Raw genomic sequence first — 11,931 nt, 5'->3', positions numbered from 1 at the left:
TACCCTTAACACGCTATGTGTGCTTTTAGTAGGCGGAACAAACTATCCCTCGGTGTGTTCCGTCCTTTTTATTTTTAGAAATCAAACAAGTTTAGTAATTCTTTTTCTTCGTTTTGTTTGCGCAAGCGCGAAATTAAACCTAACAGTAAATTTTTATAAATAATTTTGCCTACCTGATTACTACTTTCAAGAATCCGTTCAAAATCTGGGCGATTAATCATTAATAATCCGCCCTTCTCTAAGGTGCGTACTGATGCAGAAGCAAAGTATTCATCAATAAAAGAATATTCACCAATTAACGCACCACATTCCAGCATACCCAAGCGTACTTCCTGTTCACGTGGTATATCTTGATTATCTTTAGGTAAAAAAACCTCCCATTTCCCATGGCTTACAATATATAACTGATCTACTTTTTGTCCTTCTTGCATCACAATAGCCCCTTTACTAAACAAGGCTTGTTTAAAAAAAGCTGTGATATAAAAGATTTGTTTCTTACTTAACCCATTAAATAATGGACAAACAGATAAAACAGCAAAATTCTCTTTAGACATGTTGTTTACACACCGTAAAATGATTTAGCGAGTAATACTAACATGATTTTTTCTTGAAACAGAATCAAAAAATTCGCCCAATAAAAAAGCCAATAAAATAACGTAACTAGCAGTTATCTCATTGACTTTTTGACAAATAATTACAAATCTACAAATTAAGGGTTCGTTTCTTCTTTGGGCGGTACATAGCCTGCTGGTTTTTGTATTTCATCACTAAATAAAAACTTTTCCATCTCTTCTTCCAGCAATTTACGTGCTTTCGGGTCGACGGGTGATAAACGATACTCATTAATCAACATTGTTTGGTGTCTTAACCACAATTGCCATGCTTCTTGGGACGTGTTATTAAAAATCCGCTTACCCAATTCCCCAGGATATGGAGGCACTTTTAAGCCTTCAGCTTCTTTGCCTAACTTTGCACAAAAAACGGTATGTGTCATAACAACATTTCTCCTACTGTCAATTTAGCTAACTGTTTCAATAATTTTACCACAGGTGCGGCAAGTCCTATAGCGGGGGGATGATGCGGGTCATACCAACAGGTATGCAACAACGGTATAGCAAGCGGTGTCGATTTAGATTGGATATATATGGGCGTAATGTCTAAATGAAAATGGGTAAAGGTATGTCTGAGTGATAAACCATTTTCTATATGGTAATCAGATAACTGTAAATTAGTTTCAATCCAAGGTACGACATCATTAAAACTGGCACATTCAGGAAAACTCCACAAGCCACCCCAAATACCCACAGCAGGTCGCTGTTGTAACAATACTTGTCCCATTGCTTGTTGCACAATAATAAAAAATGTTGTTTTCACAGGTAATATTTTACTGGGTTTAGGCACAGGATAAGCGGCCGTATTGCCTTGTTGATAAGCTAAACAATCCGCTTGTAATGGACATAATGTGCATTGTGGTTTACTGCGAGTACAAACAGTTGCACCTAAATCCATAATTGCTTGGGTATAAGCGGCAAGTTGCGTGTCTGGCGTGTGTTGTTCGGCAAAAAGCCATAATTGTGCCAATGTCTGCGGGTCTGTGGGCGGTTTAGTCAGGGCATGATAACGACACAATACCCGCTTCACATTACCATCTAAAATAGTTTGGCGTTGTCCTTGTGATAATGCCAAAATTGCCGCCGCTGTTGAGCGTCCGATACCTGCAAGTGCTTCCATTTCAAGCAATGTTGTTGGAAAAACACCATTATATTGATTGCACACCGTCTGCGCAGTTTTGTGTAAATGTCGCGCACGGGCGTAATAACCTAGACCTGTCCAATAGTGCAATACCTCATCTAACGGCGTAATTGCCAACTCTTGAACCGTAGGAAAGCGTTGCATGAAACGCTCGTAATAAGGAATCACTGTTGCAACTTGTGTTTGTTGCAACATAATTTCCGATACCCAGACACGGTAAGGGGTTGGATTTATTTGCCATGCGAGTTCTTTACGTCCATGTTTTTCAAACCATGCTAGTAACCGCACGCTAAAACTATCAGTCGACATCATTAATTAATAACTTATTTGTGATAAGCAGAAAAAAACTATTTGAATCAGTATTATCAATGCAAGCATTTTTTATACTGGTCAACCATATTGATTCAGGTGATAAGCGAAGTGTAAAACAGCTATCCTGAAAATTCCGTTAAGCCCAAATATAGCAACAGTACTATAAAAAGATTAAATAGAATATGAGTAAAAAGAGCGCATCAATAGAACAATTTGCTCGTTACCAAGCTCTGCTTGGTAATGCCTGTCTTGCAAGCTCCGCTTGCCGAGTACAAGCGGACTTAAGCGTAGGGCGTTCAAGTACCCGCCAAGCAGAGCTTAGCGAATAGGCATTACCAAGTGAAACTTGGTAACGAGCAATACTTTTTTACGGAAATCTGTTGAATAGGTCATTTCTTATCCTCTTTTTAAAATACGGTTACTATATTTTGCTAGAGATGACTAAAATAAAGTCTCATTCACCAAAAAAAAATCCCTCCCCCAACGAGCAGGGAGGGATTTAAGCGATTAATATAAATTATAAATCGCTAGGCTTACCAATCACACGCAGTTTAAAGAGTTGACGTTCACCCTCTTCGGTTACTAAATCCGCTTCTTCTGCCATTTTCACCAGATTAATAACAGGGCTTAAGCGTTTGACACTATAGCCAATTTTAATATCAAAAGTAGGGCTAGATTCAATCAATAAACCATTATAAACAAAGTTTATTTTGCCATTTGCTAGGAACTTATAATCCCCATAACGGAACGCATCAGGTAATAAATTCCGTGCTAAGACCATAATATCTCTGTCTATCACCATTGGTGATGCGGTTTGCATCATGCCATCTTCAAACACCACATATAATGTAGTGCCATCTTCGCTGAATGTTACGCCTTGCGCCATTCCTACGGGTGCTTTGACAATAAAGGGTGAGAATACCGCAGAAACAACCCGATTAAGCTTAGGTATTTCTAAACGCACTTCGCCTTTCTTCTTGACCCGAATTTTTAAACCGATATTGTTAAAATAAACCGTTTTACGAGGGGCAGGAATTAAGGTTAAGCGAATACCCTCAAGCGTCGTGAGTAAATACTTGCCTTCATCATCAATGGTAAGTCCAGCGGGTTCATTGTCATCAACTTGCTCAACGCCATCTTCATCAGGGAGTAAGGATAATTCTACGCCTTCTGCACTGCCTGTTCCCATCACACTGATTAAACCATCATCCTGTGCAACGGTGAAATTCGCATAATTCAGGCTGATTAATGTGCGGTTCACAACATTGATAATCGTATCTTGCAAACTTGTATCTTCATTCAGTGTTAAAGATACATTTAAGTCTGGAATACCTTCAGGTAAGGAAACAACAACGGATTCACTCTTTTTCAGCTTGAACTTAGGTAAAGTAATTTTGCCTTTCGGGAATTTAATTTTGCCGTTAAAAGGGTTAATTATCCAAGTTGTGGGTAAATATTTGTAAATTGTGGAAATTGTAACTTTAGTAAAATCCAAACTGAAAACAATGACTGTCAAGTCTTCTAACGCTAAAGAAGAAACAACGGTTGTTCCCAATAAGGTTAAAAGCTCGCTACCCATTTCACCATAAATTTCTTTATCTAATCCCGCAACATTACTGGTTGTTAAACCTGCTAAAGATTCTAAACTCAGGTTTTGGAATTGTGCGGTACTAAAACCACCAATAGCTGTATAAGTAATATAAGAGAGTTGCGTTGCGGTGATGCCTTTAACGGTTTCCTTATTAATGGCAGCAATTTGTGACTTACTTAACCCCATACAAGCGGCGGGTTTAATCTTAGCAATTTGAGTTGCGGACAAGCCTACAATGGTTTCAGGTTCAAAGCCTGCAACTTGTGATGCTGTTAAAACCGTAAAAATATTAATAGACAGTTTAACAACTTGTTTTACCGTAAAACCCGTAAATGCGATAGGACGTAAGAACTTAATTTGTTCAACTGTCAGCCCTTCTAAAGCATCTTCAGGAATTAAAGCGAGTTGGTCTGCTTTAAATAAAGCAAAAACAGCGGCAGGAATTTTGCTTATTGTCGTTGCAGTTAAGATAGAAAAGTTGATAGTAATGCTTGTTCCAACAGTGCTAGGATTGCCCGTTGCATCAACAATAACTACGATGACAGCTTGCGTTGTCGTCGGATTTCCCAAGTCATCATCTACATCTGTGCTGTCATCCTCATTGCCATCATCCTCACACGCACCAATGGTTGAGCCATTTTTTAGGTGGGCAGGCAGTGCAGATTCTGAAACGGTAATGGTGTGTTTGCCTTTATGACAAATAGTAACCTTTTCAGCTTTAGCAAAAGCACTGTTAATATTGAACATTAACAGTAGCGTACTCAATAAGAGAAAGTATTTTTTCATTATTAAACTCCATAAAACAACAGTAGTAATACGCATTGTAGCGATTCACATTTATTTAATAAATATGTATTTTACTTGAAATACGTGATGATACCTTTTATCTATGGATTTATACCACTGAGTATTTATTATCTGTCATTTAAATAGACTTGATTTTTTTCTAATAATCCTTATGCTATTAATCATTATTAGCACTCCATTCGAGAGAGTGCTAAAATGAAAGTGGGAGATAAGAATATATGTCAAATGCACTCGCTTTAAATATCGATAGTCAATTAGCTGTACTCAGTCACGATGTCGACCGTTATGCCAGAGCGGTAAAAACGGTGCCGATGTTAAGCGCGGAAGAAGAACGAGAACTTGCCGAACGCTTGCAAAAAGAAGGTGATTTAGAAGCAGCACGGATTTTAATTCTCTCCAATCTGCGATTCGTCTTACACATCGCTAGCGGATATCGGGGCTATGGTTTGCCTCAAGCCGATTTAATTCAAGAAGGCAATGTTGGCTTGATGAAAGCAGTCAAACGGTTTGACCCGACTATGGGTGTGCGTTTGGTTTCTTTCGCGGTTCATTGGATTCGTGCAGAAATTCACGAATATATTTTGCGAAATTGGCGCATCGTTAAAGTTGCGACAACAAAAGCACAACGAAAACTATTCTTTAATTTACGTAGCTCAAAAAAACGCTTGGGTTGGATGTCACATGCAGAAGTTGAAAAAGTGGCGACCGATTTAGGGGTTAGTATTAAAGACGTGTTAGAGATGGAAAAACGGATGGGGTTAAACGATATTTCTTTTGACCCACCCGAAGAAAGTGATGAAGCTGATGAAATGCTTGCCCCTGCGGCCTATTTAGAAGATGTTCGTTATGACCCCGCTGTATTGATTGAAGAAAATGAGTGGGAACAACATAACGATGGACAATTGCACACCGCTTTTGCCAGTTTAGATGCCCGCAGTAAAGATATTATTTGGCAACGCTGGATGAGTGACGAGAAAGCGACATTGCACGACTTAGCCGCAAAATATAATGTTTCTGCGGAACGCATTCGCCAGATTGAAAGTGAAGCGATGAAAAAACTAAAGAAAAATATTGTAATTGACGCATAATTAAGTCTTTCATAAAAGGCGGAGCAAGTCCGCCTTTCATCACGGTAATTAAGCAACTAACATTGCTGACCTTGCCAACAACTGCAAAGATTCCTCTAAGGCTTGTGCTAATACTGTTTGAGCTTGTGCAGCCGTCAATTCAACTTCATTGCCTTCTTTTTTCACATCAAATAACAATTCGCCACTGCTCACTTTTTCTTGTAACAACGCAATTAATGCCGCTCTATCTCGCGTGCCATCCAAATACGGCAAAATCAAACCGCCAACAGGATGTTCTATAGTCAATGTTTCAAAACGCAGATTAGAGGCTTTAATACCTTGTGTGATTCGCCATTGTGCCAACGTGCTGGCTTTAGGCTTATCACTAACAGTAATGACAAATGGCAAGGGACAAGCATGTAATTCAATCAGCCCCTTGGTATAAACCTGTAATAAAATATCGGCTAGATTGTGTTCTATCGTAGCACTATCAACGACTAAATCGCTGGGTAAGCGTAATTTAACCTGTGCGACTAAATCGGATAACTGCATAGACTGTGGGAATTGCTCACGTAAACAATGTAATCCCGCAATAATAATAGGATTATCTGTTACCAAATTGCCCAAACGATTGGCAAAGACGGTTTTACCTGCGGGTACTTGCGTATCTTGCACTTCTTCTAAGGTAGAAACAGCATATAAATTAATCAATCGTTCTGCTGAAATAGCACGTTGTAAAGGCGTATTTTTATGACATAGCAATGAATGGCGAAAATGCCGATTGCGTAAAAAATCCATATACTGCTCTTGATGTACTAAATCATCTTTAAACAAACTCAAGGTATTAGCAATCTCAGGCGGGAAATTGCTGGCTAACATTGTATGTAAATACGTATCCCCCACATAAACCAAATCATGCGCACTTGCTTGCTCAACAAACTCATGTAAATATAAAGGATTATTCTCAGCCTCTAAGAAATCATGAAATAAATAAGATTCATCAAATTCTGCAAATAATTTGAATTCCTCATTCAAAAATAGACTATAAGAATCTCGTCCTGCCTGTGTTGTTTCTGCTAAAAACTGCCATAACGCTCGCATTTGTACAACTTTTTCATGCGGGTCTTTAATAGACTTCGTATGGTACAACATCATATCCCGAATAGTGCCACGCATATTCCAACCGGGTTTAGTGTTATAACTGATATAAGCGATACCATTTGGATTTAAATGTTGCTGACAAATACGTAGAATTTTTTCCTGCACATCGGCTGTTACCCACGTGTAAATACCATGTGCAATAATATAATCAAACATGCCCTCTTGTTCGCTAAAGTCTAAAATATCCATTTGCTTAACAACAATATTTTTCAAATCTAAATGTTGAATAATACCGTTTGCCATAGCGACTTGACGGGCAGACAACTCAATACCAACACACGTAGCTTGCGGAAAAGCATGTGCTGTTGCCACAATATTTCCACCATTTGCACAACCTAGCTCCAAAATTCGCGCTGTTTCAGGACGCGGTGGATTCATACCAAACAACTGCGCAATTGCCGCAATATGATAAGGCTGGGTATAGTGCATTACATTAGACAAATAGGGTAATGCGTCATAACTATCTTGCTGTTCTGATGACATATATTTCTCATTAATTTAAAAGGAATGAAAGGGGTTTTATATACACTTAAATTAAAAAGGCGTATTAGCACATTTTTATAATCGCCACTGCATACGGTTTTTATCTAGCGTCTTTAAAAATCCTAAAAATAAGCAATTTTAAAAATTATCAATGTCCTGCAATCATCATCGTTGGTAACAACCACGAACCCGTTGCCACACTACCACGCTTTTCTACATCATTACCAATAGCTTGTATAGATTGAAACATCTCCACCAAATTGCCCGCAATAGTGATTTCTTGCACAGGAAACTGAATTTTACCGTTTTCCACCCAAAACCCACCCGCACCACGCGAATAATGCCCCGTGAGCAAATTAACCCCCATTCCCATTAAATCCGTTATATACAAACCTGTCCCCAATTGTTGTAACAAACTATCCAAATCACCCGCCGTACTATCCACTTGTAAATTATAAATACCACCTGCATTACCTGTGGTTTGTAACCCCAATTTACGCGCGGTATAACTATCTAAAACATAGCCCTGCAACACACCCGCCGTCACCAAATCCCGAGCTTGCGTTGCAACCCCCTCACCATCAAATGGCGCACTGCTTAAGCCCTTTAACAAATGAGGATTTTCTCGAATATGCATTATTGTAGGAAAAATTTGTTTCCCCACTGCATCCAATAAAAAAGAAGACTTACGATATAAACTCGTTCCACCAATGGCCCCAATAAAATGCCCTAACAAACTGACGGCGGCTGTCGCGCTGAATAAAACAGGGGCTTGTTGTGTTTTAACCTGTCGTGGATTTAAACGTTTTAATGCCCGCTCTGCGGCAGTACGTCCCACACTATCAGCAGACGCTAACAACTGCGGGTCACGACCAGCGGTGTACCAAGAATCACGCTGCATTTGCCCTTCGGCTTCCTGAGCGATGACTCGACAACTGATTGAATAACTGCTGCTTGTCCAACTCCCCATAAACCCATGAGAATTACCATATATCCGCGTGATTTGACCCTTATCAACACTACTGTTGTCCACCTGCTTAATACGACTATCAACCGCTAACGCAGCCTGTTCAGTCGTGAGAGCAAGTGCTATTGCCTGCTCGGTACTCAGTTCCCACGCATGATATAAATCCAAATCAGGAATATTGGTTGCCATTAAACGCGCATCCGCTAACCCTGCACACTCATCAGCTTGTGTATAGCTAGCAATATCACAAGCCGCGCTGACGGTTTCAACAATCGCGCTATCGCTCAAATCGGTACTACTCGCAGAACCTGTACGCTGTCCCTTATAAACAGTAATCGCAAACCCTTTACTTTGCTGATGTTCTATCGTATCCACATTACCATTGCGTACATTAATAGATTGCCCATGACTAAGGCGCAGACTCGCTTCAGCACTGCTTGCACCTTTTTGTTTAGCCTGAGAAAGAATAAAAGCGAGTCGTTGTTCTAGTTCTTGTTGTTGCATATCATTAATTATTAGGAAAAAAGCATAAACACCAACATAACCATCTTTTTTATAACAAGACAGTTACACACGAAAATTATTTCATTTACCGCCACATCATAACCCGAAATAACAGAAAAAACTGTTTGAAGCCACTCTCCATTTATTCAAGTTATAACCGAATGCTAAAGCTACTTATCTGAATATTCTTAGTAAAAAAAACTTATGCTGATTACAATCACCAATGACCAATAACGGAATGCAAGATAAAACACACTAGGTCATTACTTTTATGCAAAACCATACGACTCTTTCAAAAAGACAAGCCGTCTTAGTATTACTAGGATTTATCAGCATCTTGTCTGTATTGACACTTGCCGCCATCTTAGGCCTATCTAGCTTAACAACGGTTAATCAACAACTAGAAACCTTAGTAACAGAAAATAACGTAAAGTATAAATTAATTAATTATATGCGTGACTTAGTACGAGAACGCATTATCAGTGTTTACAATATTACAAACATGACAGACCCTTTCGAAATTGATGCTGAATGGGAAAAATTTAGCGAATACGCCAGAGAGTTTCTAAAATCACGCGAACAATTGTATCACCTGAACCTCAGTCCACATGAATATCAACTCCTAGAAAACCAAAAAGCCATCCTTGCTCAAGGACAAGCAACATTAGGAAAAGTAGTAGATTATGCACAATCAGGACAAATGAACACCGCAAAACAACTACTAGCACATGCTCAAATCATTAGTAATCAAATTATTAGCGAATTACAAGAAATTCGCCACGCCCGCGAAGTCGAAGCAGAAAAATCACTACAAGCCGCAACCATTGCTTACCAACAAACCGTAAAACAAGTAACTACCTTAGGCGGAATTGCGATTCTTTTATCCCTCTCCATTATCGGTTTTGTGGTTAAACGGATTAATCTACAAGAAAATGCGTTACGCTATGCTTTGCGCGAAATATCAATACTAAACAACCTACTAAAAGCCGATAACCAACGCATGGAAACCGAATTATCAGTTACCCGCCGTTTACAACAAATGGTTTTACCAAAAGAATACGAACTAGCAGGGATTGAAGAACTCGATATTGCCGTCTGCATGGAACCTGCGACAGAAGTTGGTGGCGATTATTATGATGTTTTACAAAGCAATGGCTCGATTAAAATTGGCATTGGCGACGTAACAGGACATGGCTTAGAAAGTGGCGTGTTAATGCTCATGGTACAAATGGCTGTGCGCACCCTACTGACCAATAATGTAACCGACCCCAAACTATTTTTATCCGTTTTAAATCGTGCGATTTACGACAACGTGCAACGCATGGATTCAGATAAAAACCTAACCCTCTCCCTCTTAGATTACGAACAAGGCAAAGTACGACTAAGCGGACAACATGAAGAAGTATTATTTATTGATAGTTATGGCATTGTTAAACGGATTGATACACGTGATTTAGGTTTTATCGTTGGGCTTGAACCTGATATAGAAAACTGGATTGCACACAAAGACATATATTTACAAGAAAATGAAGGGATTGTACTTTATACCGACGGCGTTACAGAAGCGTTAAATCACAAACGCGAATTGTACGGTATTAAACGCTTATGCGAAGTTATCAGCCAACATTGGGATTTATCTGCAAAACTGATTAAAAGAGCCGTGATTGCCGATGTGCATAACCATCTCGGCGCAATGCGCCCAATGGACGATATTACCTTGATTGTTATCAAACAACGGGCTTGTGTAATAACATCATGATGGTTTATCTTAAATTTTTCAGCTTTATATAAATAAAAATATATCATTTTAGAAATGATTGACAATTCTCCTTGTTTAGCAACCTAATAGACAAGTCATCCAAGATGACTATCACCTTTAGAAGAAATAAAGAACAACAAGGAGAATAATGCTATGCAATTAAAAAAAACTTATATTATCATCAGTCTATTGCTAACAACACAATCCCCTTGTCTATGGGCAACGAATGGCTATTTAGCACATGGATTCGGGACAAAAAGTAAAGCCCTTGCAGGGGCAGGTGTTGCCCTTCCCCTAGAAGGACTCAGTGCAGGGACAAATCCCGCGCTAATGGTTGGTGTAGGCAACCGTTTTGAAATGGGATTATCAATTTTTTCCCCTCGCCGTAGCTACACCGCAGACGATAACGGCTCATCCGTTCCCCCCCCACTCGGCCCTGCAACCATTACACCCGGCACCTATGACAGTGACAAAGAATACTTTCCAATTCCATATATTACCTACAACAAATTACTAAATGAATACAGCAGTATAGGTGTTGCGATTAGTGGCAACGGTGGCATGAATACCGAATACCCAACAACCGTTTTTGCCCCATTTAATAACCCCTATGGACAAGCCAGCTCACCAACAGGTGTCGATTTAGCCCAAATATTCATGGGCATACCCTACGCCTATAAAATCAATGCACAACATACCATCGGCATCATGCCCATTGTCGCCGTACAATGGTTTAAAGCCTACGGTTTAGCCCCTTTCAGCCCATTTTCCAATGCCCCCGAATCTTTAACCAATAACGGCTACGACTACTCTTATGGCGGTGGTTTACGGGTCGGTTGGTTTGGCGAATTAACCGAACAATTTTCTGTTGGTGCATCTTATCAAAGCCGTCTTTACATGAGCGCGTTTGACGACTACAAAGGTCTATTCGCAGAACAAGGAGATTTTGATACACCACCAACGTTTACCATCGGCACCGCTTTTAAAGCCACGCCCGAATTAACCTTTTTATTAGACTGGCAACGAATTGAATTTTCTGATGTCGCCGCCATTAGCAACGCCTCAGACTTAACCTTTACATTTGGAGATACGCTACTTGGCACAGATAACGGTTTAGGATTTGGCTGGAAAGATACCGACGTTATTAAATTTGGCGTGCAATGGGAATATAACGAAGACTGGACATTACGCGCAGGCTACAGCCATGCAACAAGCGTGATACCCTCAACCCAAGCCCTGTTTAATATTCTTGCCCCTGCAACAATCAGCCAACATATAACCTTTGGGTTCAGTCATTTACTGGATAAACAAAACGAATTAAATTTATCCTTTATGTATGCCCCAGAAAAAACCATCAATGGAACAAACCCAAATACAGGCACACAAACGGGGAGTATTCAACTACAAGAATACGAACTTGAATTAGGATGGAGTTTACGATTCTAATTTTCTGCTCGTCTGAATCAGAATTTACCCAATAATTAATTTTTTTAATTCTGATTCAGACAAATCCCTTTAGACAATGAAC

10 protein-coding genes are annotated in these 11,931 nt (G+C 39.5%); 4 read left to right on the top strand and 6 right to left on the bottom strand.

The features are described from left to right. Nucleotides 1-74: 74 nt before the first annotated feature. From AL038_RS04475 to mutY, 3 genes are all read right to left on the bottom strand, one after another. The gene (locus AL038_RS04475; RefSeq protein WP_062149603.1) at nucleotides 75-554 is read right to left on the bottom strand and encodes a cyclic nucleotide-binding domain-containing protein; all 480 of its coding nucleotides are present in this window, start codon (nucleotides 552-554) and stop codon (nucleotides 75-77) included. A gap of 155 nt (nucleotides 555-709) precedes the next feature. Continuing rightward, the gene (locus tag AL038_RS04470; protein WP_062149600.1) at nucleotides 710-994 is read right to left on the bottom strand and encodes an oxidative damage protection protein; all 285 of its coding nucleotides are present in this window, start codon (nucleotides 992-994) and stop codon (nucleotides 710-712) included. Continuing rightward, a complete protein-coding gene (gene mutY, locus AL038_RS04465) occupies nucleotides 991-2,064 on the bottom strand; it encodes an A/G-specific adenine glycosylase (RefSeq protein ID WP_062149597.1) in 1,074 nt (357 codons plus the stop codon). Before mutY ends, AL038_RS04470 begins: the two co-directional genes overlap by 4 nt. A gap of 182 nt (nucleotides 2,065-2,246) precedes the next feature. Between mutY and AL038_RS04460 the strand changes: the two genes are divergently transcribed. After that, nucleotides 2,247-2,393 (top strand): hypothetical protein, encoded by a 147-nt coding sequence (locus tag AL038_RS04460; RefSeq protein ID WP_161575428.1) that lies wholly within the window; start codon nucleotides 2,247-2,249, stop codon nucleotides 2,391-2,393. A 188-nt stretch (nucleotides 2,394-2,581) separates the two neighbouring features. Here the strand turns inward: AL038_RS04460 and AL038_RS04455 are convergent, their stop codons facing one another. Then, complete coding sequence (locus AL038_RS04455) at nucleotides 2,582-4,441, bottom strand: hypothetical protein (protein WP_062149594.1); 1,860 nt, start codon at nucleotides 4,439-4,441, stop codon at nucleotides 2,582-2,584. Between the two features lie 239 nt (nucleotides 4,442-4,680). On the opposite strand from AL038_RS04455, the gene rpoH reads away from it, so the two are divergent. Then, nucleotides 4,681-5,550: an RNA polymerase sigma factor RpoH gene (rpoH, locus tag AL038_RS04450; RefSeq protein WP_062149593.1), complete on the top strand. Its 870-nt coding sequence runs from the start codon at nucleotides 4,681-4,683 to the stop codon at nucleotides 5,548-5,550. A 48-nt stretch (nucleotides 5,551-5,598) separates the two neighbouring features. Here the strand turns inward: rpoH and AL038_RS04445 are convergent, their stop codons facing one another. Further along, complete coding sequence (locus AL038_RS04445) at nucleotides 5,599-7,173, bottom strand: class I SAM-dependent methyltransferase (protein ID WP_062149590.1); 1,575 nt, start codon at nucleotides 7,171-7,173, stop codon at nucleotides 5,599-5,601. A 148-nt stretch (nucleotides 7,174-7,321) separates the two neighbouring features. After that, the gene (gene pmbA, locus AL038_RS04440) at nucleotides 7,322-8,644 is read right to left on the bottom strand and encodes a metalloprotease PmbA (protein WP_062149587.1); all 1,323 of its coding nucleotides are present in this window, start codon (nucleotides 8,642-8,644) and stop codon (nucleotides 7,322-7,324) included. Between the two features lie 271 nt (nucleotides 8,645-8,915). On the opposite strand from pmbA, the gene AL038_RS04435 reads away from it, so the two are divergent. Together AL038_RS04435 and AL038_RS04430 are read left to right on the top strand one after the other, a co-directional pair. After that, a complete protein-coding gene (locus AL038_RS04435) occupies nucleotides 8,916-10,403 on the top strand; it encodes a PP2C family protein-serine/threonine phosphatase (protein ID WP_062149584.1) in 1,488 nt (495 codons plus the stop codon). Between the two features lie 153 nt (nucleotides 10,404-10,556). Further along, nucleotides 10,557-11,849: an OmpP1/FadL family transporter gene (locus AL038_RS04430; protein WP_062149581.1), complete on the top strand. Its 1,293-nt coding sequence runs from the start codon at nucleotides 10,557-10,559 to the stop codon at nucleotides 11,847-11,849. The last annotated feature ends 82 nt before the right edge of the window (nucleotides 11,850-11,931 follow it).

The sequence above is a fragment of the Beggiatoa leptomitoformis genome (assembly GCF_001305575.3).
Classification (GTDB): domain Bacteria; phylum Pseudomonadota; class Gammaproteobacteria; order Beggiatoales; family Beggiatoaceae; genus Beggiatoa; species Beggiatoa leptomitoformis.
The sequence above is the reverse complement of the archived record's forward strand: the minus strand, read 5'-3'. Positions and strand labels throughout refer to the sequence as shown.

Excerpts from the sequence above, each read along its gene's own strand:
- AL038_RS04460 (WP_161575428.1), top strand. The coding sequence starts at position 2,247 with ATGAGTAAAAAGAGCGCATCAATAGAACAATTTGCTCGTTACCAAGCT.
- AL038_RS04435 (WP_062149584.1), top strand. The coding sequence starts at position 8,916 with ATGCAAAACCATACGACTCTTTCAAAAAGACAAGCCGTCTTAGTATTA.
- AL038_RS04445 (WP_062149590.1), bottom strand. The coding sequence starts at position 7,173 with ATGTCATCAGAACAGCAAGATAGTTATGACGCATTACCCTATTTGTCT.
- AL038_RS04470 (WP_062149600.1), bottom strand. The coding sequence starts at position 994 with ATGACACATACCGTTTTTTGTGCAAAGTTAGGCAAAGAAGCTGAAGGC.
- mutY (WP_062149597.1), bottom strand. The coding sequence starts at position 2,064 with ATGATGTCGACTGATAGTTTTAGCGTGCGGTTACTAGCATGGTTTGAA.
- pmbA (WP_062149587.1), bottom strand. The coding sequence starts at position 8,644 with ATGCAACAACAAGAACTAGAACAACGACTCGCTTTTATTCTTTCTCAG.
- AL038_RS04455 (WP_062149594.1), bottom strand. The coding sequence starts at position 4,441 with ATGAAAAAATACTTTCTCTTATTGAGTACGCTACTGTTAATGTTCAAT.
- AL038_RS04475 (WP_062149603.1), bottom strand. The coding sequence starts at position 554 with ATGTCTAAAGAGAATTTTGCTGTTTTATCTGTTTGTCCATTATTTAAT.
- rpoH (WP_062149593.1), top strand. The coding sequence starts at position 4,681 with ATGTCAAATGCACTCGCTTTAAATATCGATAGTCAATTAGCTGTACTC.
- AL038_RS04430 (WP_062149581.1), top strand. The coding sequence starts at position 10,557 with ATGCAATTAAAAAAAACTTATATTATCATCAGTCTATTGCTAACAACA.